Annotated in this window: 20 protein-coding genes, 1 riboswitch and 1 other annotated feature; of the genes, 12 read left to right on the forward strand and 8 right to left on the reverse strand. The window is 40.4% G+C overall.

Annotation, left to right across the window (positions count from 1 at the left end; all coding sequences use genetic code 11):
- Positions 1 to 651: 651 nt before the first annotated feature.
- Positions 652 to 1,476, reverse strand: coding sequence for an ATP-grasp domain-containing protein (locus ACZ9AO_RS21295; RefSeq protein WP_476110270.1), 825 nt, complete (start codon positions 1,474 to 1,476; stop codon positions 652 to 654).
- A gap of 64 nt (positions 1,477 to 1,540) precedes the next feature.
- Positions 1,541 to 1,763, reverse strand: a binding site (T-box leader).
- A 147-nt stretch (positions 1,764 to 1,910) separates the two neighbouring features.
- Here ACZ9AO_RS21295 and ACZ9AO_RS21300 point away from each other — a divergent pair.
- Positions 1,911 to 2,801 carry a PhzF family phenazine biosynthesis protein gene (locus ACZ9AO_RS21300; protein WP_476110272.1) on the forward strand — a complete coding sequence of 297 codons (891 nt, stop codon included), beginning with the start codon at positions 1,911 to 1,913 and terminating at the stop codon, positions 2,799 to 2,801.
- A 123-nt stretch (positions 2,802 to 2,924) separates the two neighbouring features.
- On the opposite strand, the gene ACZ9AO_RS21305 is transcribed toward ACZ9AO_RS21300, so the two are convergent.
- Both ACZ9AO_RS21305 and ACZ9AO_RS21310 read right to left on the reverse strand, forming a co-directional pair.
- On the reverse strand, positions 2,925 to 3,608 hold the full coding sequence (locus ACZ9AO_RS21305) for a pentapeptide repeat-containing protein (RefSeq protein WP_251543458.1): 684 nt from the start codon (positions 3,606 to 3,608) through the stop codon (positions 2,925 to 2,927).
- A gap of 44 nt (positions 3,609 to 3,652) precedes the next feature.
- Complete coding sequence (locus ACZ9AO_RS21310) at positions 3,653 to 3,931, reverse strand: PadR family transcriptional regulator (RefSeq protein ID WP_476110319.1); 279 nt, start codon at positions 3,929 to 3,931, stop codon at positions 3,653 to 3,655.
- A 278-nt stretch (positions 3,932 to 4,209) separates the two neighbouring features.
- On the opposite strand from ACZ9AO_RS21310, the gene ACZ9AO_RS21315 reads away from it, so the two are divergent.
- From ACZ9AO_RS21315 to ACZ9AO_RS21330, 4 genes are all read left to right on the forward strand, one after another.
- Positions 4,210 to 4,830, forward strand: coding sequence for a class I SAM-dependent methyltransferase (locus ACZ9AO_RS21315; protein WP_251543478.1), 621 nt, complete (start codon positions 4,210 to 4,212; stop codon positions 4,828 to 4,830).
- Positions 4,831 to 5,154: 324 nt separating this feature from the next.
- On the forward strand, positions 5,155 to 5,874 hold the full coding sequence (locus tag ACZ9AO_RS21320) for a class I SAM-dependent methyltransferase (protein WP_476110275.1): 720 nt from the start codon (positions 5,155 to 5,157) through the stop codon (positions 5,872 to 5,874).
- Between the two features lie 134 nt (positions 5,875 to 6,008).
- On the forward strand, positions 6,009 to 6,188 hold the full coding sequence (locus ACZ9AO_RS21325; RefSeq protein WP_476110277.1) for a hypothetical protein: 180 nt from the start codon (positions 6,009 to 6,011) through the stop codon (positions 6,186 to 6,188).
- Positions 6,189 to 6,201: 13 nt separating this feature from the next.
- Complete coding sequence (locus ACZ9AO_RS21330; protein WP_251543462.1) at positions 6,202 to 7,035, forward strand: STAS domain-containing protein; 834 nt, start codon at positions 6,202 to 6,204, stop codon at positions 7,033 to 7,035.
- 114 nt (positions 7,036 to 7,149) lie between these two features.
- On the opposite strand, the gene ACZ9AO_RS21335 is transcribed toward ACZ9AO_RS21330, so the two are convergent.
- Entirely contained in the window at positions 7,150 to 7,806 is a 657-nt protein-coding gene (locus ACZ9AO_RS21335; RefSeq protein WP_034310793.1) for a potassium channel family protein, read from the reverse strand.
- A 23-nt stretch (positions 7,807 to 7,829) separates the two neighbouring features.
- Complete coding sequence (locus ACZ9AO_RS21340) at positions 7,830 to 9,167, reverse strand: TrkH family potassium uptake protein (RefSeq protein WP_251543463.1); 1,338 nt, start codon at positions 9,165 to 9,167, stop codon at positions 7,830 to 7,832.
- Between the two features lie 174 nt (positions 9,168 to 9,341).
- Positions 9,342 to 9,484, reverse strand: a riboswitch (cyclic di-AMP (ydaO/yuaA leader).
- Between the two features lie 329 nt (positions 9,485 to 9,813).
- Here ACZ9AO_RS21340 and ACZ9AO_RS21345 point away from each other — a divergent pair.
- The gene (locus tag ACZ9AO_RS21345) at positions 9,814 to 10,005 is read left to right on the forward strand and encodes a hypothetical protein (protein WP_034310797.1); all 192 of its coding nucleotides are present in this window, start codon (positions 9,814 to 9,816) and stop codon (positions 10,003 to 10,005) included.
- Between the two features lie 345 nt (positions 10,006 to 10,350).
- Positions 10,351 to 11,610, forward strand: coding sequence for an MFS transporter (locus tag ACZ9AO_RS21350; protein WP_476110280.1), 1,260 nt, complete (start codon positions 10,351 to 10,353; stop codon positions 11,608 to 11,610).
- Positions 11,611 to 11,655: 45 nt separating this feature from the next.
- On the opposite strand, the gene ACZ9AO_RS21355 is transcribed toward ACZ9AO_RS21350, so the two are convergent.
- Entirely contained in the window at positions 11,656 to 12,255 is a 600-nt protein-coding gene (locus ACZ9AO_RS21355) for a TetR/AcrR family transcriptional regulator (RefSeq protein WP_063589913.1), read from the reverse strand.
- A 118-nt stretch (positions 12,256 to 12,373) separates the two neighbouring features.
- Here ACZ9AO_RS21355 and ACZ9AO_RS21360 point away from each other — a divergent pair, with 118 nt between their 5' ends.
- Both ACZ9AO_RS21360 and ACZ9AO_RS21365 read left to right on the forward strand, forming a co-directional pair.
- A complete protein-coding gene (locus tag ACZ9AO_RS21360; protein ID WP_476110282.1) occupies positions 12,374 to 13,099 on the forward strand; it encodes an ABC transporter ATP-binding protein in 726 nt (241 codons plus the stop codon).
- Entirely contained in the window at positions 13,096 to 14,112 is a 1,017-nt protein-coding gene (locus tag ACZ9AO_RS21365) for an ABC transporter permease (protein ID WP_476110283.1), read from the forward strand. The genes ACZ9AO_RS21360 and ACZ9AO_RS21365 overlap by 4 nt, the downstream gene beginning before the upstream one ends.
- Positions 14,113 to 14,205: 93 nt before the next feature.
- Here ACZ9AO_RS21365 and ACZ9AO_RS21370 read toward each other — a convergent pair whose 3' ends face one another.
- The gene (locus ACZ9AO_RS21370) at positions 14,206 to 14,655 is read right to left on the reverse strand and encodes a GNAT family N-acetyltransferase (protein WP_476110285.1); all 450 of its coding nucleotides are present in this window, start codon (positions 14,653 to 14,655) and stop codon (positions 14,206 to 14,208) included.
- 613 nt (positions 14,656 to 15,268) lie between these two features.
- On the opposite strand from ACZ9AO_RS21370, the gene ACZ9AO_RS21375 reads away from it, so the two are divergent.
- Entirely contained in the window at positions 15,269 to 15,967 is a 699-nt protein-coding gene (locus ACZ9AO_RS21375; protein ID WP_476110287.1) for a GntR family transcriptional regulator, read from the forward strand.
- A 74-nt stretch (positions 15,968 to 16,041) separates the two neighbouring features.
- On the opposite strand, the gene ACZ9AO_RS21380 is transcribed toward ACZ9AO_RS21375, so the two are convergent.
- A complete protein-coding gene (locus tag ACZ9AO_RS21380; RefSeq protein WP_063596019.1) occupies positions 16,042 to 16,629 on the reverse strand; it encodes a TetR/AcrR family transcriptional regulator in 588 nt (195 codons plus the stop codon).
- A 153-nt stretch (positions 16,630 to 16,782) separates the two neighbouring features.
- Here ACZ9AO_RS21380 and ACZ9AO_RS21385 point away from each other — a divergent pair, with 153 nt between their 5' ends.
- Together ACZ9AO_RS21385 and ACZ9AO_RS21390 are read left to right on the forward strand one after the other, a co-directional pair.
- A complete protein-coding gene (locus ACZ9AO_RS21385) occupies positions 16,783 to 17,700 on the forward strand; it encodes an ABC transporter ATP-binding protein (protein WP_476110289.1) in 918 nt (305 codons plus the stop codon).
- Positions 17,700 to 19,304, forward strand: a complete 1,605-nt coding sequence (locus ACZ9AO_RS21390) for an ABC transporter permease (protein WP_476110291.1) — start codon at positions 17,700 to 17,702, stop codon at positions 19,302 to 19,304. The genes ACZ9AO_RS21385 and ACZ9AO_RS21390 overlap by 1 nt, the downstream gene beginning before the upstream one ends.
- Positions 19,305 to 19,391 lie beyond the last annotated feature (87 nt).

The following is a 19,391-nucleotide window of genomic DNA, read 5'->3' on the forward strand; positions in this document are numbered from 1 at the left end:
TTAATTCTTTAGTTCAATGCTAAATCTAAATATATTTATAGCGTGTTTTGATCAAACTTTGTTTCAAATTTACATGAAGACCAAAAGCTAAAAAAAGAGCCTGGAGCAGAAAAACCGCTTCAGGCTTTTTTCTTTTTGGGAAAAGTGGGAATTCCTTTTTTCTCGATTTTCCTCTAGACGATATTACAAAGTTTGATATACTAACCGAATTCCTAAAAGGAGATAGTTAAATGAAAATTGAATTAAAGTATTTAGTATTAATTATATGGTTAATCATATTCATTCGCTATTTTACTGAGTATATGCCACATAATGTTTATATATATTTGTTAATCATACCGGTTTATATAATAAGTCACACAATAGTTAATAAAATATTCGCAAACAGTAAACGGCCAAAAATATAAATTAAAAAGGAGTCGTTTTTCTAAATGACGGCTAAAAAGAAGGGATCGCAAACCTCACCAGCGATTCATAAAATCGGAGCTTGCAAGTGAGATTCTTATTTGTCCATAAATAAAGTGGTGAAAGTTTAATCCCAAAACTTCCACCACTTTTTATTTTCTTCTTTGTCTTCTGCTATTTCCATATTTTTTCTGCTAACTTTTTTCCGCCGTTGACGCAGTTATTCGACCTACCTTGCACTTTATACTAAGCCTGAAGTGCTTTCATTAAGGATTTTTTCATGGCTTTTACAAAATTTTGGCGTGTTTCTTCGGGTAATTCCAACAGGGAAAGGTACGGATTTAAATCTTCCAGTTCTACTAATAAAAGTTCACCTTGCTCATTCCGACAGGCATCTACTCGTTGGATGCCCCAATCAAGATTGTTCCATTCAATAAATCGTTTAGCAAAAGCCAGGTCTGCTTCAGTAGGGGCATATTCTTTTAATTCCCATCTTTTCTCTATATCAGGCGCATAAAGGGCGTACTGAAATTCTTTATCGATAAAATAAAAAGAGACTTCATACTCAAAGTTGATAAATGGCTGTACCAATGTGTTCTTTGATTCTGCATCCATTTTATCTCCCAATTCTTCTTTCGCGGCAAATTCCAAACCGATGGAATCCGCGCCATCTTTCGGCTTCACTATATACGTTTCCACATTGGGAAGTTTATTTAAAGATTCAAGTGTATCGATGGTCGGAATGACATGGAATTGGGCATTCGTCAGTTCAATTAAGTATTCCTTATCGTTCATATCAGCCTTTCCAACAAATGAGTTGTATGTTTTCAAATAACCAGCAGCCACTCTATTACGGAATGCTAGATACTTGTCTTTAAAATTGGATACTGGACCGGCATTTCGAAAGACGATCAAGTCAAAATCCTTTTCAAACGTTTCAATGTCTTCAGGATGGCAAAGTACTAACTGAAAATCCTCTCTAAGCTTCGAGGTAAGAAACAAATCCTCCTCATAATAATTTCTTCCTTTTGCCTCATAGTATAAATCCGTTACGAATAATAGTGTCTGCATGACTCCTGCACCCGCTTTCCCGATATTTTCATTGATTGGTTTACATACAAAAAATCCCGTCTCATTAAGAGACGAGATTTGAACTCGCGGTACCACTCTTGTTTAATGACAAACGCACATGAATGCGTTTTCCCATTTAACGGGGGGAAACCGGTAAAGCTTACTGAAGCTTCGGCTTTACTTCTCGGGGATGATCTTCGGTCAGATTCTGGACACTGGCTTTCAGCAAAGCACCAGCTCTCTTTGGAACAGAAAGATAACGTACTCCTTCCCTTCATGGAATTTTACATTTGATGAATTTGAGTAATTGTATAATAGTCAGAAAATAAAATCAATGGTTGTTTCACTTACTATAGGACGAAAAAGGGATATGGATAGAGATATAGAATTACTATTAAATAGAAGCACCATTCAATTAATAGGAGATGTTAGATTTGAAAACGGTAAGGGTCTTTCATTACGATGCGTTCAGCAGTAAACCGAATAAAGGAAATCCGGCAGGTGTGGTTTTAGATGCGGATGGACTGACCGAAATGGAAATGCAGGATATAGCGATGAAGGTGGGGTTCAATGAAACCTCTTTTCCGATGGAATCAGATATTGCCGATCTTAGAATCCGTTATTTTACACCGGGACACGAAATGAATCTTTGCGGACACGCGACAATGGCTACCATCCATGCACTGAAGACCAGGGGAATATTGGATAAAGATGAGCTGATGATTGAAACAGGAGCGGGAATATTGCCAATCAAGATCCATGCGACGCCGAATCAAGATATATATATTACGATGAAGCAGGCCGCGCCGCAGTTTGAAGCGTTTAACGGAGATAAAGGTGGCTTAGCCAATTCCCTCGGCCTTGATATAGAAGAGCTTGAAAGTGAATTACCTATTGTTTATGGAAGTACAGGTTTATGGACTTTACTGGTTCCGGTAAAAGAAAGAAGTTCATTTAAAAGGATGAAGGCCAACAATAGCCTGTTTCCGCAATTATTAAAGGAAATGCCAAGAGCTTCCGTTCATCCCTTTTGCCTGGAAACGTACGATAGTGATGCCCATATGCATGCCCGGCATTTTTCCTCGCCCTATTCAGGTACGCTTGAAGACCCGGTTACAGGAACGGCTTCAGGTGTAATGGGCGCTTATTATGCAAAATACATAAAGGATGATCTTGAAGATGAGGTGCATCTGTTAATCGAACAGGGGCATGAAATCGGAAAGGATGGCAGAGTTAGCGTTACAGCTACCAAGAACGATGGCACATACGATATTGAAATCACCGGCAATGCTGTCTACGTTAAAGAATTTGAAGTGGAAGTTTAAAGACATAATGAGATACAAGCCTGAAAAAGTATATGGAAAAAACCCTGTGCTAAGACGTTACGTGTCTTAGCACAGGGTTCTTGTAAATCGGAAACGCAGGGTGGAAGCGACAATCGCTGTCCTTTAGATGAGGGTCACGCCGCTAAGATCAACCTTTGCTCCATGTAAAAAGTTGTAAGTGAGTTTATCCATCGAAGCTCCAGTAAAGTCGATTTTCTTTAAATCGGACATCCGAAATTGAACATTGATGAGGGTGGCATCGCGAAATGATGCCTTTCTCAATGAAGAGCCTTCGAAAATGGTTTGTTTGAAAGTTTCCCCATCGAATATAAGACCAGATAGATTACAGCTTTTAAAATGGGTTTTATTATAAATGCTGTTCTTGAAAGTTACGCCTTTTAAATTTGCACTTTTAAATAAGGTGCCAGTTAAATTGGCGTTTTCAAAGATGCAATGATCTAAGTTACTGTTTTTAAATGTGCTGTTCGTCAGGTCGGAATGGCTGAAGTCAGAACGGCTTAAATCGCAGGAATTGAACTTCCCATCATGGACCGAAACCGAGCGGAAGTCGGAATCCAATAAGCGATGCCTGGAGTAGTCCATGCTTATCGCCTGCTCAAGCACATTGTATTGTAGGTTGAGGGATTCCATGAGCTCTGATACCTCCCCAATCGAATCAACAGTCAGCTTGAACGCTTCCTGTTCACTGGCACCATTCCTTCTATGGTCATCGTATTTTTCCAGTAAGTTTTGCAGCAGTTCTTCTTCCAATTCCGTTGCTGTTTTTGCACGGGGCAAAAATGCCATGAACATGTGCATTCAGTTTTTCAATCAAATTTCATCTTCCCTTCTTAGAGAAGGCGCTCAAGTATTCGCTTGGCCTGCTCCCAGTCATTTTTATTTTGGATATATGTGTTTTCCCCGATTATGGTGATTTTGTAATATTTCCTTCTTCCGCCTTGTGTGGCATCTCCCCAATAAGAGATGATGCATCCATCCTTTTCCAGCCGTTTCAGGCTGGAATACATCGTCGCTTCCTTAATTTCATATTGCTCATTGGAATTCGTATATATCAGTTTGCTGATTTCATAACCATATTTATCGCCACTTTGCAGGAGTTTTAGAATCATCGTATCTACATGTCCGCGAAGCAAGTCAGAGGATAGTTGTCGTTGAACCAAATCCTCACCTCCTTTGGTATATCTTATAGTATATTACTATGACAGTCAATGTAGTTTGGTTACTATGGATCATACAGATTTGGAGGGTTTATGAAAAGAAACATGCCGATTTTAGTGAATCACTGCATCGCATATACTTTTTAATTGTACTAATTTTCCAGAGATAATATCCGTTTGGAAGGGATTTATGATGTTTCATGGAAGATGTATGTAAGGGGGTGGGGATGTTGAATAATTCGTGGAATAAAGTGATTTATAAATTTTGGTCGCCGGTTTATGACAAAGTCTTCAACTCTTATCTCTTTTTAGATGCCAGGAAAAAAATGTTTGAAGAGCTGGATTTTCATGATCATGCAAAGGTCCTGTTTGTGGGAGTAGGTACGGGGGCCGATTTGGAGTTGATCAAAAACCTTGACCTTGAGATAACGGCAATAGACCTGTCGGCGGATATGCTAAAAAAAGCGATGGGGAAATTTGATGATGCATCGATCAGTTTCCTCGAGATGGATGCACAGCATATGGAATTCGCTAATGAATCGTTTGACTATGTAGTGGGAAGTTTGGTTCTTTCCGTCGTACCTGATGCCAATGAATGTCTTCGGGAAATGATTAGGGTTGTAAAAGGCGAGGGGAAAATAATACTATTCGATAAGTTTATTTCTAAAGATGAACGGCTTTCAGTGCCCAAAAAGCTTCTGAGGCCGATCATTCGATTTTTAGGAACGGATATTGGCTTGAGGTTTGAAGACTTGTTCAGTGGACATGAGAAGAATATGGAAATTGAAGAAGATCGGCCGATCATGCTGAATGGAATGTATAGAAAGATAATCATCAGTAAACGGTTGTGAGGACATCAGGATACCACATAGAGCTGAGTTTTGTTTTTTTGAAGCTAAACCGGATACGCTGTAAAGAACATGTAATATTTGACATGCATGTATAAAACCCATGTCTTCCCTAACATGGTTAATGAGCTGATCATCCGGTTATTGAGTAAGAAATGATCATATCATCAGAAGGCAGTTTGCATGCATCATTGATACCTTTAAATTCCAGTGAGCATTATATAACAACAAGGTCCACTGGTGTCTGAACGTCATATGTAACGCATTTTTGATGCGGCTGTTACAGAGCCACTGGGCGAAATGAGTATAATTAAATGGTGGGATAAAATGGAAGAGGTGATGGTTTTGTCGGAGGCGATTACAACCTATGAAGATCTGTTGAACATGCTGGACTCATTATTGCGTGAACCAACTGGATTCTGGAATGGTTTTTATGAAGATCGCACAAAAGGGGTTCCCTTTTTCGAAAATTTCCCTGATGAGAATTTGGTTTCATATTTTGATGGTGGGTTAATTGGGCCAGGGAAGGTTCTTGAGCTTGGATGCGGACCTGGCAGAAATGCCATTTACCTTGCTCAAAAGGGCTGTTCCGTTGATGCGGTGGACCTTTCGAAGGAAGCCCTTGAATGGGGAAAAGAACGGGCAGGAGATAAAAAAGTCCAAGTGAACTTCATTCAAGGGAATATATTTGATTTGGATATTGCAAAAGGACAATATGACTTCGTATATGATTCAGGTTGTTTTCACCATATTGCTCCACATCGAAGGATGAATTATTTGGAGATGGTGAAAAAGGCGTTAAGGCCTAAGGGGTTGTATTCGATCACTTGTTTTGTCGAAGGCGGCATATTGGGTGGTTCCGATATTTCAGATTGGGAAGTATATAGGCAAAGAAGCCTTAAAGGCGGTTTAGGTTTTACCGAAGAAAAACTCAGAATGATCTTCAAGGAATTCGAAGTGGTGGAAATACGGAAAATGAGGAAAATGGAACAATCGGATGAAACCTTTGGGGTGCAAGGTTTATGGACGGCTTTATTTAGGAAATGAGAAGGCGAAATGGTTTTAAACGGAGGATCTGGGATCAGGTCCTTTTTTGTGTGGGAATTGTTAACAAAAAATAAAAATGGTAAACTATTAAAACACTATGAAGTTTTGGGAACGCAGATTTACCAGAATGATAGATGAAGGCTTTTGCTGATCTTTTTTTAAAAAACATGGTTTCAAAAACAGCTGGGAAGGTATATGGAAAGAGGGGGCCATCAGGTATCAGAGAGCATAAGGTTTTAAGTATGGAAGAAGTTGTCTTCAATGCTTGCTTTGTTGATAAATTAGATTTATCGATTGCTTTTTATAAAAACTAAATAGGAGGAGTTTATGCACGTAAATAAAGAATTATATTCCTTTTTATTGGGTGTGGCTGCACAATTGACTGAGGAATGGTACGCATCATTGAATAAATGTGATAGTGCGGGTGTTTATAGCTCATCCGATCCCAAAGTGATTAAAAAACTTAAGCAGCAAAATAATGAATTCCATTTACGTTTCTTTCAGGTTTTTGATACAGAGGAGAGGGAATTCTTTAAGAGGCTTGGTGATTGGATTGAAGAAATCGGTCAGGATGAGCAGCATTTAAACACACCCATCTATTTTATATTGAGGGAGTTTTTCCGTACACAAGAGCAATATCTGGATTATATTGACCGGTTTGTGAAATTGCATGGAGATCAATATACACAGGAGGAAATAAACTCCTGGTATCGGATAGTGGTGAAGGTGTTCAGTGAAGTGATGGAGCGGTTTACGGAAGCGAATCACAGGTATGCCAATAAAATCATGAAAGCCCAACAGGCAACGATCGATGAATTGAGCACACCCATCATTTCCCTTAAAGATAACACGGCATTGCTTCCCCTGATAGGCGATATTGACACGACGAGAGGCATGTCCTTGCTTGAAAACACCTTACAAAAGTGCGCTGAAAAAAATGTCTCCAGACTTTTCATTGACCTATCTGGCGTTCATGCAATTGATAGCGGATCCGCACACCAGCTGTCTCAATTGATTGAATCCTTGCATTTGATCGGAATTCAAACAACCCTTTCAGGACTTCGGCCGGAAATAGCCATGACTGCCGTTAAGCTTCAACTTCCTTTTGATAAAGTGACGATAAAGTCCACTCTTGCCCAAGCGATCAGTACGATAAAATAATACATACATATCCAGGGCACGGGCATGTTCGTTATAAATTTCATCGAGAAGACCTCCATATGGCGGTCTTCTCGTATGTATTAGCCTTCAAAATAGGAGCAAGAGCCGGAACGATTATTCAATATTGGCAAAGACGGCCAGATCTTCTTTATTGCCAACCACTAAAAGCATATCTTTTTCATGGATATCCTGATCCGGTGACGGTGCTATGATAATTTCTCCATTACTCACGATGGCAATGACACTGATATTATATTTTGCCCGTAAATCAAGCTCCCTGAGGCTTTTTCCCTTCATGCTCATGGGGAGGATGATTTCCTCGATATTGTATTCTTTAGAAAGCTCTATATAGTTCAGCATATTAGGGGAAAGGAGCTGATTCGCGACCCGTTCCCCCATATCCCTCTCAGGATAGATGACCCAGTCGGCACCGACTTTTGTGAGCACCTGACCGTGATTTTTATTAAGTGCTTTGGCAATGACCTTTTTGATTCCAAGCTCTTTTAAAAGCAAGGTAGTTAAAATGCTCGATTGCATGTCATTTCCGATGGCTACGATGACACAATCGAAATTACGGATTCCGATTGCTTTCAATGTCTCTTCTTCGGTCGTATCCGCCATGACTGCATGGGTAACGTTCAGTTCCGCATTCTCGACTCTTTCCTCGTTCACATCAATACCTAAGACCTCTTGGCCTGCCGTATATAATCTATGGGCCACACTGGTTCCAAATCTGCCTAAACCTATCACGGCGTATTGTCGTTTTCCCATCTTTTACACTCCTTCATTCATTATTAACCAATCATGATTTTCCCTTTTGGACGTCGGAACGGATCTGGCTTGCGCCTCATGGCGATAGCAAAGGCAAAAGTCAAAGGACCAACACGGCCTGCAAACATCGTGAAAATGATGAGCAGCCGGCCAACCGGTGATAATTCTGGGGTCAAACCCATTGAAAGTCCCACGGTGGCAAATGCTGAAGTGGCTTCAAACAAAATCATCAAGAAATCAGTTCCGCTTTCAGTGATGGTCAGCAGAATGGAGATGATGGAAACCACGAATACACCAATGAACGTAACGGATAATGCTTTAAAGATCGTTTCACTCACGATGCGGTGGCGGAACAAAACCACATCACCCTTTCCCTTGATCTGTGACCAAACCGTTCCGACAAGCGTGGCCAATGTAGTCGTTTTAATCCCGCCGCCAGTCGATCCGGGTGAAGCCCCAACGAACATCAAGAAGATGATGAGCAGTAATGCAGGCTGAGTTAAATCAGGGATATTCAGCGTGTTGGAGCCTGCCGTCCGTGGTGATACCGATTGAAATAAAGACGACAGCATTTTACCCATGAAAGATAAAGGCTGCAATGTCTTGGCGTTACCGAACTCGAATAAAAAGATTAAAATTGCACCTGTGATTGTAAGGATCAAGCTAGTCATCAGAACCACCTTCGTATGTACGGATAAACGATGGGTGTCACGATATTCGTATAGTTCATTCATCACGATAAAGCCTATCCCGCCAAACGTGATGAGGAAGATGACGGTAAGGGTTACGAAGGGATCGGATACATATGGGGTCAAACTCCTGAATTCACCCATTAAATCAAAGCCGGCATTATTGAAATTCGAGATGGAATGAAAAACCCCGTAATAGATCGCTTTGCCGGTTGGCATGTCAAAAGAAAAGCGAATCGATAAGATAAGGGCACCCACACCTTCAATGATGGCCGTGAAAATTAAAAGCCGTTTCACTAATCTGACTACACCCGCCATGGATAGATTATTTAAGGACTCCTGCAAGAGTAACCTGCCTTTTAAGGAAATCTTTTTGCCTAGAAGGAAAAAGAAAAACGTCGCAAATGACATGAACCCTAATCCGCCTATCTGAATCAGTGTTAAGATGACCAGCTCACCAAAAGTGGTGAAAGTCGATCCCGTATCCACTACGACAAGCCCTGTTACACAAGTAGCGGATGTTGCGGTGAATAAAGCATCCAGAAAAGAAAGACCATTCCCACTTTCAGTGGAAATCGGCAGGGTCAATAAATAGGACCCGATAAGTATCAGGATGGCGAAGCCGAGTACAAGTATTTTTGGCGGATCTAACAAATTTTTTGCTTTTATCAAATTGATCATCCCTACCTATAAAAATGAAATGTGAAAAACTGTATGAATATCTTAACCATCAATCCTCATTCCGAATCTTTTTAAAAGGCATAATAAAAAGACCTGCGAAAACATCGAATAGCTGTATTGCCACAAAAAGCGTGCAAAAAAAGCTCCCGAAATAGGCGGTCTTATGACCTCCTTCGCTTTAGCCGACGAAGTTAGCTGACGGGTAGGATGGCGAAAGAGCTGATCTCATCCCTTCTGCAAGGCAGAATTAACCCCAAATGATTGGGTCCTCCGTACTCATTTACCATGAGTTTTGGCCGAAATGTATTAAATTGATAAACGTATTCTACTCCCATCATTTAGCAGTTGTAAACCCCTAAATCGCAAAAAAATATTTCTTTAATAAAACTGAAAATTTACGTTTTATTTACATTAAAAAAACGTATTGACAAATATTAGTTAGCACATTATGATAGGTTCGATTAATCCAATTATGATAACCGGCATCGATGTACTTTATTCAATAATTTCAAGCAGAACATGCTATTGCCAATCGAAATTTGTAATAGATATATTATGTTTCTTTTGTAAAAGATAAAGGAAAAAGCAGTACATTATTATTTAAATTCAATACATTTTATTAAAAAGGCGGGCAATTATGGAGAAGACGTTCAATAGATATGTTATTAATGCTACAGGCAAGGGTGGCCAAACATATTTAACACAATGCCAGGATAAAGATGCACTAAGGAAATGGATAGCCGATCATGAGGATCAAATCATCATGAATGAATTAAGGATAACGGATAAGAAAAAGAATCCGTTTTTAAAATTGTTTTCCCCAAGGTAAATCAACTGATTCCAACATTCATTTGCGGTATTCAATTATTGTAATTCCCTGTGTTCTATCCAGGAACGCTGAGCGAAAAATCCATATCTTGTTTTGCTTTTAAACTCATTTATTTTGAATGAGTTTTTTTGCGTTATATACAATTTTGGACCAATAATGTTAAAATTTAGTAATAATTAATGTGGACGTAAAGAAAAGTAAAATGAAATGACCACTTTCCGAGAACAGCCGAGGATTGTTGGGGATGTATGGTGACACATGAAGGTGGCATCGCAAATTGATCCGTCCCGAGACGGATTGCTTGGGTACGGGGTTGTATATTGTACGTTCAAAGGGGGAGAAGCGATGACATTAAGAAATGCATTGGTATCCTGGAAATACCCTTCCATTCTTTTGTGCGGAATAGGTATCTCCAACTTTGGTTCTTGGGTTTATTTCATTGCCCTTAATTTAATCGTTCTGGATATGACTGATTCAGCCTTGGCGGTAGCTGGACTTTATATCGTTAAACCGATGGCTGCCATATTTACGAATGTGTGGGCAGGGAGCGTGATTGACCGGATAAATAAGCGGAATCTAATGGCGGCACTTGACCTATTTCGCACGGTATTCATAGCCTTGCTGCCTTTGACTTCTTCTATTTGGGTCATGTATTCCCTTGTCTTCGTGATCAATATGGCAGGGGCCATGTTCGGCACAACATCTAGGTCGTATATAACAAAATTAATACCCGTTGAACAGAGGAAACGATTTAATTCATTACGAAGCTTAATGGATTCTGGAGCTTTTTTGATTGGACCGGCGCTAGCGGGTATCCTTTTCTTGATCGGTACGCCCGTTTTAGCGATTTATATTAACGCGGCTGCCTTATTATTATCCGGAATCATCACTCTATTCATGCCTAATCTTGAAAAGGATCATCGCCTTGAACAATCCAATCATTACCTGTCTTGGACCATCATGAAAAAGGATTGGGGCATCGTCCTGGACTTCAGCCGGAAATCTTCTTATATCATGCTCATTTATTTCTTATTCAGCTGCATGGTGGTGATGGAAACGGCCATCGATTCCCAAGAAGCTGCGTTTGCCAAGGCCGTGCTCCTTTTGTCGGACAGCGATTACGGATTCCTTGTAAGCGTCGCCGGGGCAGGCATCATTGCTGGTGCCATAGTCAATGCCGTATTCATCAGTAAAGTGAAAATCTCGCACATGATTGGACTTGGATCTTTATTTGTCTCGATAGGTTATATGATCTTTGCCTTTTCGAATTCCTTTTCACTGGCCGCCATCGGATTTTTCATCATTGCCTTTTCATTGGCTTTTGCCAACACTGGCTTTCAAACCTTTTATCAAAATAATATTCCTGTGGAAATCATGGGCAGGGTCGGAAGTGTTTTTGGCTTGTTAGAAGCTTTATTGATCATCATTACTACCGCAATCGTTGGTGTTTCAGCCCATTTCATTTCGATTCGGTTCGTGGTGATTTCAGGTTCCATGATCATGTTCGCTTTATCCATATGGTTGTCGATGCTTAGTATGAAGACCTCCAAGAGCAGGTATTATGCCGTTGGTGATGTAGAGATAGAAGCGAAGGAAAAGATGTAATCCGATTTAAAGGCATGTTGATGGCACATGCCTTTAATGAATCGTTCATTGGATGAATGTGCGCAATTGGCTGATGAAGTTCAAGATTTGAAAATGGATTTTCGCCATTTCTTCCGCCGTTTGTTCTTCACAGTTCTCCAGCCACTCAGTAATCACCCCTAAAATCGCCGATGTCAGGAAGGCGTGCATATACATGCGGAATGCTTCATCTTTAGCTGCTGGATGAAGGCTGATCAAACGCTCCAACAGTACTTCCCCGAAAACCCGTTTTATTTTTTTCGCAAAAGAAGGGTCGCCCTGATCACCAAGAATGGCCCTTAATGCGTGAGCATGTTCACTGATGAATTGAAAAATCGCTATGAAAGGCGGATAAAGTTGCTGTTGATTAAGAGCCAAAAAAGCCTCTTTAGGCAAAATGGCAGTAATGCGAGTTTGAAGTTCATGTAACAATTCCTGCTGTAAGTGATCCATCAATTCATATTTATCTGTGTAATGCAAATAGAATGTGCCCCGATTAATATTGGCACGCTCTGCAATTTTCTTCACGGATACATGTGAGAACCCCTCTGCTTCAATAAGTGCAATAAAATGATGTTGTATCTGCTTTTTCGTCTTTTGTACCATATCCTCATGAATCGATGCCATGGAATGTCTCCTTCACTAAACATTTTTCCAAATGTGTTGATTGTATTAGACCGAATGCTACCTTAGAATGATGATACACTCAACACCGTGTTAATTAAAGAGGGAGGATGTGTGTGCAATGAAAAATGCGATTTCCATTGATGGAATTGCTAAGGGTTTTCAGCAGAAGAAGGTCATTCAGCCATTGAGCCTGAATATTGAAAAAAGCGGAATTTTTGGCTTGTTAGGTCCATCCGGATGCGGAAAGACGACCTTGATTAAAATGATTGTCGGATTGATTAAGCCCGATGCGGGTAAAGTCACGGTTCTGAATCATGAAGTGCCAAATGAAGCCCTGTTAATGGATGTCGGCTATATGGCACAGTCCGATGCTTTATATACAGAACTGACGGGAGCTGAAAACCTCGAATTTTTTGCGAAGCTATACCGTTTTTCGAAAAAGGAACGAAGGGAACGCATTCAATATGCAGCTGAAATCGTACAGCTGACGAATGATTTAAACGTTCGGGTTGCCCATTATTCAGGGGGAATGAAACGCCGTCTTTCACTTGCGGTTGCACTCATCCAAAATCCGGAGATTCTCATTTTGGATGAACCGACAGTAGGAATAGACCCTTTGCTGAAACAATCGATTTGGGAGGAACTTGAGCGTTTAAGGAATGAAGATGATAAGACGATCATCATCACGACGCATGTGATGGATGAAGCGGAGCGATGCGATAAACTGGCGATGCTGCGTGAAGGTGAAATCATCGCGGCAGGAACCCCTGCAGCTTTAAAAACTCAATTTGCCGCGGAAACGCTTGATGATGTTTTTTTAAGGATTGGAGGCAGCCTAAAATGAGAATTGCCTCTCTTGTTACTCGTATTACCCAGCAGATGCGCCGGGATCGAAGGACGCTCGCTTTATTTTTCCTGGCTCCATTGCTCATTTTAACGCTCATGTATTTTATTTTCGATACAGAGGCAAGTGATATGAAAATCGTTGTTACAGGCAGTGATGAAACGATCGTTAAAGCATTGAAAAAAGCGGATTTTCAAGTGACGGCTGCTGAGGAATTCTCACAGGAAAAGATGATTGAAAAGGATACGGATGGCTGGCTGCATGTTGAAAATGGCAAAATGAAACTCACACTTTTGAACGACGAACCGACCCGGGCAAAGGCCGTTCAAATGCAAATGATGCAAGGCTTGCAAGGGAATGAAAAAAACACTCCTTCAATTGAGGAGAAATTTGTTTACGGAGATGCCAACACAAAGGGTTTTGATACCTTCAGTCCGATGCTCGTCAGCTTTTTCGTTTTCTTCTTTGTATTTTTAATAGCGGGGATTGCGCTTTTGAAGGAGCGTACAAGTGGTACGTTGGAACGGCTGCTTGCCACCCCGATTAAAAGACACGAAATCGTAGCGGGCTATGTGATCGGATATGGCTTATTTGCTCTCGTTCAAACCATAATTGTCGTGCTATATGCTGTCAATGTATTGGATATCGTCCTTGTTGGCTCCATTTGGCTCGTTTTACTGACGAATATACTGGTTGCGCTCGTTGCATTATCGCTTGGTACATTACTATCGAGTTTCGCGACATCTGAATTCCAAATGGTACAATTCATTCCGTTGGTCATCGTGCCGCAAGTCTTCTTTACAGGGATTTTCCCATTGGATGGCATGTCAGACTGGCTCCAAAAAATCGGCAAGGTCATGCCTCTCTATTACGCATCGGATGCCATGAACGGCATTATGTACAAAGGTTTCACGTTCAATGAGGTCTTACTGGATCTGCTCATTCTCCTGGCCTTTGCCATCGTTTTTATCACCATCAATATCATTAGCTTAAAAAAATACCGTGCGCTATGAAATCAACAACTTAACAAAAGAAGCCGGATTCCTGGAAAGTGAGGAAGCGGCTTTTTTTACTGACATACTTTTAGTTGAAAGGGATCTAGATACTTACACCTTTTTGACCATGAGCTTTTCGTTCTTATAATCTGATTCGCCATTGAATGCAAAGCCGAATTTCCTATACAAATGAAGGGCAGCCTGATTATCTTCAACTATGCTTAAATAGATTTCAGGACAATCATATTCTTCTATTATTCTTTTTATTAAAGCCTCCAACATGATACTTCCAAGCCCGAAACCCTGATGTGCAGCGTCAATGAAAAAGCGGTCTAACCACGCTCTGCCATTTTCGCCTTCCCCAGGGAAAAATCCATACATCGCAAAGCCGACCAAGATATCATCATAATAGAGCCCAACTGGCCTGTAATATTTACATTCCTTAGCGTCTTTTAAACATTGTTCAGTCGTTTCGATGTAAGCCTTTTGCTTTTCGTTTATTCGCAATTTCAAAATATCCGTTACATTTTCTTTCGAGACTTCATTTATTGTGGTCTTCATCAGTTATTTTCCTTCCTCATTTCGCACTTGGTTATCCGCTTTGTTATCATGATATATAAATACCCTAAGGTATATGGTTTCGCACGTTTTTGAGGATTAGTAAATCTGATCGTTGATTTCCACTCCAGGCACTCGCTTTCCGCGGGCGGTCCGCCCTCGGCGTCGCCTGCGGGGTCTCCCATGGCCACGCTTTTCCCGCAGGAGTCTCGTACCTTACGTTCCAATCAACTGGAACGTTTTTTAAAATAAAAACTGCAGGCTGATCTCATCCCGAATTATGTTTAAGACTAGTTTATCCTTTAAGTTTTTCACCTGTAATCCTTATTGGATGGAAGAAATATGCGACACTCCTGGCGAAAAACTGGCTAGCCGAGACCCCACAGGCGCTCGCTTTGATGCGGCTTGGCAGACAGTCGGCGGAAAGGGAGTGGATTTCTGGAATCAGCTGGAATGGTAAATAAAAAAACTGAGACAAATTTGGTTTCGTCTGCAGTCTGAAAGAAACAGAGGATTCTTTACAATCGTTATAAAATAAACTATTGTAAAGAAAACCTATCATTCAGTCTAAATTATTGTTCTTAATCATTATGTATAGAGGAAGGTATATGGAAAAATGGGTGTAAAGTATAGAATGGTCGTAGAACAAATGGAAAAAGAAATAGTAGATGGAAAATATACATTAAATACTAAGTTACCTACTGAAGAAGAGTTGATGAAGAAGTTCGATGTCAGCAGGAACACCATTAGAAAAGCAATCAACATATTGGTTGAGCAGGGGTATATCTATCAAGTTCAAGGAAGCGGCATATTTCTTAGGGAATTTACCAGACCGGGCTGCATTTCGATGAGGGATATGGGTGGCTTAACCAAAGTGTTTCCAAATGATGAAATGAAAAGTAAAGTGTTGAAGTTAGAATTAATAGAAGCCGATGAAAAATTGGCCAAACAAATGAAATGCCAGGTAAAAACCAAAATCTATAACCTCAAAAGGGTTAGATACTTAAATGGTGAACCCATTGTAATAGAAGAGTCCTTTTTCAATAAAGATATCATCCCCATCATAAATAAAGAAATCGCAAATGGTTCCATTTATGAATATATAGTCGAGGATTTGAAGTTGAATATCGGTTTTGCGGATAAAATCATTTCGTGTGAAAAACTTAACGACGATGATGCCAGGCTTTTGGACTTGCAGCCAGGTGATCCGACATTAATCGTTGAAAGTACGGTCTTTTTAAAAGCGGGAGCCGTTTTTGATTTATCAATCGAGAAATATAATTACACTTCAGCCAAATTATTAACATTGACTTAAAGAGTGCAGGAAATTCCTAAATAAGATTTTACGGTGTGAATGGGAAATATCGATTCACACCGTTTTTTCTTAAATCATTTCTCTTTTTCCCCAACGATCCCATAAAACAAAATCTTCATAATATCCTCAGTCAAAGGCAGGATGCTTTGATAAACCTCTTCCCGTTGGATATATTCATTCATTGCTTTTATATAAAATAAAATCGCTTCATTAGATAAGTTCGGATCAACATATCCTTGTTCCTTCCCCTGGTTAAACAGATCGATAAAGCGGGGCAGGGCCTTTTCTGTATATATTTTTTCCATATAATTGATTCCGGAAGTATATTCCTTCATTAAATATTGATAAAAATCTTCATGAATTTGTTTGGCTGTTTCATTCTTCGTGAACATGAGCTGCTTTATTTTTTCAGGGAAGGCCATGTTGCTGGCCAGTATTTGTTCAAATTCATCCAATGCCTTATCTGTATAATAAACAAAAACCTCATGAATTAGATTATGTTTGCTTTCGAAGTAATTATATATCGTTACTTGAGATACATTTGCTTTTTTTGCTATTTCCCCAATCGAAATCTTTTGGACACCATACTCCATGAATAAAGCCAAGGCAGCCTCTAATATATTCAATTTTTTTTGTTCCCTGCGGCGTTGAAATCCGTCCATTTGTTTCACCTCAACTTTAGTTTAATTAAAAATATGTAATAGAACAATTAAATTAGTTCATAAACTATTGTCAGGAATTCTTCTTTTGTATATTATGAACTAAATCAGTTAAGATATTTCATATTTTTTCAATGAGGAAGAGGTGGATGAGGAATGTCAGTATTGAAAACAACGGATTTAACGAAAAAGTTTGGAAAGTTCACTGCTTTAAATGGTGTGAACATTGAAGTGAATAAAGGGGAGGTATTTGGGTTCATCGGTCCCAATGGTGCTGGAAAATCAACAACGATCCGTGTGATGCTCGGGATTTTAAAAGCGACGGATGGGGAAGCGAAGATTTTTGGCAAGGATGCATGGAAAGATGCGGTTGAAATTCACAAGCGAATCGCGTATGTACCGGGAGATGTGAACCTATGGCCCAACTTAACAGGCGGGGAAGTTATTGATCTATTTGTTGAATTACGCGGGGCGAACAATAAAAGCAGACGCGAAGAACTAATAAAAAAATTCGATTTGGATCCTTCCAAGAAATGTGGAACCTATTCAAAGGGAAACAGGCAAAAGGTTGCTTTGATTGCTGCTTTCTCATCTGATGCCGACCTTTATATATTGGATGAACCAACATCAGGTCTAGATCCATTGATGGAAAGGGTTTTCCAGGAATGTGTGATGAACGCGAAAAATGAAGGAAAAAGCATATTGCTTTCCAGTCACATTCTTTCTGAAGTGGAAAGGTTATGCGATAAAGTGGGAATCATTCGGCAAGGGCAAATAATTGAAACGGGAACATTGGATGAGTTACGACATTTAACGAGAACGAGCTTGCTTGTCGAAACGAAGCAGCCTATTCCTGCTTTAGGGAATGTAAACGGTGTTCGGGATATCGTGATGAAAGACCAGGCACTTTCATTCCAAGTGGATACAGATGAGTTGGATAATGTCATGAAGTATATAAGCCAGTTTGGAATTGTGAAATTGGAAAGCGCGCCGCCTACATTGGAAGATTTATTCATGAGCCATTATGAAGGTGTAAGGAAGACTTCAGCTTCTGGGGCGGGAGGTGCGTTATAATGGCGAACCAGTCCTATCATAATACAGGAAGACTTTCCCGATTCATCGTAAGGCAAGATCGGGTCCGGATCCTTGTTTGGATAATTTCCTTATCCGTCCTTTCCTTTATGGTTGCGATGGCATTCACCGATCTGTACCCGACTGGGCTAGAAAGGCAAACCATTGCAGAAACGATGAAGAACCCTGCAATGACAGCGATGGTGGGGAAAGGTTACGGCCTGGATGACTATACAAACGGAGCGATGATGGCGCATCAAATGTTACTGTTAACCGCTATGGCCGTGGGGATAATGAGTATTTTACTTGTTACACGCCATACACGCGCAGATGAAGAGGACGGACGTATCGAAATGATCCGTTCTTTGCCGGCTGGACGATTGGCTAATTTATATGCAACCATTTCGGTATCGTTTGGAACAAATGCGTTGATCGCGATAATAATGGGTTTCGGGTTGTATGCTCTGGGAATAGAAAGCATGGATTTGGAAGGTTCCCTTATGTATGGAGCTGCTTTAGGGGCAACCGGTATTTTCTTCTCGGCAATAACGGCATTATTTGCCCAGCTTACCGAGAGTGCTCGAGGTACGATTGGTTACTCCATCACTGTATTGCTTCTCTCCTATCTTATTAGGGCGATAGGGGATGTCAGCAATGAAACACTTTCCTGGTTTTCACCATTGGGTTGGGTTTTAAGTTCAGAAGTATATGTGAATAATTATTGGTGGCCAATCATCCTTACGATCGGTGCGGCAATCATTTTGGTTGCCTTATCTCTATATTTGAATGCCATCCGTGATTTGGAAGCTGGATTCATTCCGGCTAAGCCCGGCCGGAAATATGCTTCATCGTTTTTAAAAAGTCCGCTTGGTCTCGCGCTAAGGCTTCAGCGTACAGGATTGATCGCCTGGGCAGCCGGGATGTTCATTTTGGGAGCATCTTACGGTTCCGTTTTAGGTGATTTGGAATCCTTTTTTACAAAAAATGAAATGATGGCCGAACTATTGACGCCAGTTGAAGGCTATTCACTGACAGAACAATTCTTGACAATGTTGATGTCAGTCATCGCCATGATATGCACCATCCCGCCTTTAATGGCGATGTTAAAACTTAAAGGGGAAGAAAAAAAGAACCATACTGAACATTTACTGAGCCGCGCTGTATCCCGTACAAGGCTTATGGGCAGCTATCTTATCATCTCCGTTATTGGAGGTTTTCTCATGATTGCGCATGCTGACATCGGTCTTTGGGCAGTCGGGAATTCAGTGATGGATGAAGGGGTTGCTTTCGGCACTATATTTAGTGCAGCGATGGTCTACCTGCCTGCGATGTGGATCATGATTGGTATCGCCGTGCTGATTATTGGCTTTGCACCAAAATTATCCGGCTTGACTTGGCTTTACTTGACATACTCAATCTTAGTCGTTTATTTAGGGGGAATGCTTCAATTTCCGGAATGGATGGGGAAACTAACACCATTTGGCCATATTCCGAAACTTCCTGTTGAAGATATGGACTTCATGAAAGTATCCATGCTTATAATCATAGCTATCTTATTACTGGCTGCAGGCTTTATAGGATATAACAAACGGGATATCCGCGGTTGATGGTTCGACTATGATTCTATTATTGTTGTAAATTGTCTTCAGACTAAAGCCTGATTTCTTTGTTTAGAAATCAGGCTTTTATTGGTT

This window comes from Peribacillus sp. TE19612 (assembly GCF_056279465.1).

Excerpts from the sequence above, each read along its gene's own strand:
- ACZ9AO_RS21325 (WP_476110277.1), top strand. The coding sequence starts at position 6,009 with ATGAAGGCTTTTGCTGATCTTTTTTTAAAAAACATGGTTTCAAAAACA.
- ACZ9AO_RS21305 (WP_251543458.1), bottom strand. The coding sequence starts at position 3,608 with ATGGCATTTTTGCCCCGTGCAAAAACAGCAACGGAATTGGAAGAAGAA.
- ACZ9AO_RS21390 (WP_476110291.1), top strand. The coding sequence starts at position 17,700 with ATGGCGAACCAGTCCTATCATAATACAGGAAGACTTTCCCGATTCATC.
- ACZ9AO_RS21385 (WP_476110289.1), top strand. The coding sequence starts at position 16,783 with ATGTCAGTATTGAAAACAACGGATTTAACGAAAAAGTTTGGAAAGTTC.
- ACZ9AO_RS21330 (WP_251543462.1), top strand. The coding sequence starts at position 6,202 with ATGCACGTAAATAAAGAATTATATTCCTTTTTATTGGGTGTGGCTGCA.
- ACZ9AO_RS21360 (WP_476110282.1), top strand. The coding sequence starts at position 12,374 with ATGAAAAATGCGATTTCCATTGATGGAATTGCTAAGGGTTTTCAGCAG.
- ACZ9AO_RS21380 (WP_063596019.1), bottom strand. The coding sequence starts at position 16,629 with ATGGACGGATTTCAACGCCGCAGGGAACAAAAAAAATTGAATATATTA.
- ACZ9AO_RS21295 (WP_476110270.1), bottom strand. The coding sequence starts at position 1,476 with ATGCAGACACTATTATTCGTAACGGATTTATACTATGAGGCAAAAGGA.
- ACZ9AO_RS21320 (WP_476110275.1), top strand. The coding sequence starts at position 5,155 with ATGGAAGAGGTGATGGTTTTGTCGGAGGCGATTACAACCTATGAAGAT.
- ACZ9AO_RS21355 (WP_063589913.1), bottom strand. The coding sequence starts at position 12,255 with ATGGCATCGATTCATGAGGATATGGTACAAAAGACGAAAAAGCAGATA.
- ACZ9AO_RS21350 (WP_476110280.1), top strand. The coding sequence starts at position 10,351 with ATGACATTAAGAAATGCATTGGTATCCTGGAAATACCCTTCCATTCTT.
- ACZ9AO_RS21375 (WP_476110287.1), top strand. The coding sequence starts at position 15,269 with ATGGGTGTAAAGTATAGAATGGTCGTAGAACAAATGGAAAAAGAAATA.
- ACZ9AO_RS21345 (WP_034310797.1), top strand. The coding sequence starts at position 9,814 with ATGGAGAAGACGTTCAATAGATATGTTATTAATGCTACAGGCAAGGGT.
- ACZ9AO_RS21310 (WP_476110319.1), bottom strand. The coding sequence starts at position 3,931 with ATGATTCTAAAACTCCTGCAAAGTGGCGATAAATATGGTTATGAAATC.
- ACZ9AO_RS21370 (WP_476110285.1), bottom strand. The coding sequence starts at position 14,655 with ATGAAGACCACAATAAATGAAGTCTCGAAAGAAAATGTAACGGATATT.
- ACZ9AO_RS21335 (WP_034310793.1), bottom strand. The coding sequence starts at position 7,806 with ATGGGAAAACGACAATACGCCGTGATAGGTTTAGGCAGATTTGGAACC.
- ACZ9AO_RS21365 (WP_476110283.1), top strand. The coding sequence starts at position 13,096 with ATGAGAATTGCCTCTCTTGTTACTCGTATTACCCAGCAGATGCGCCGG.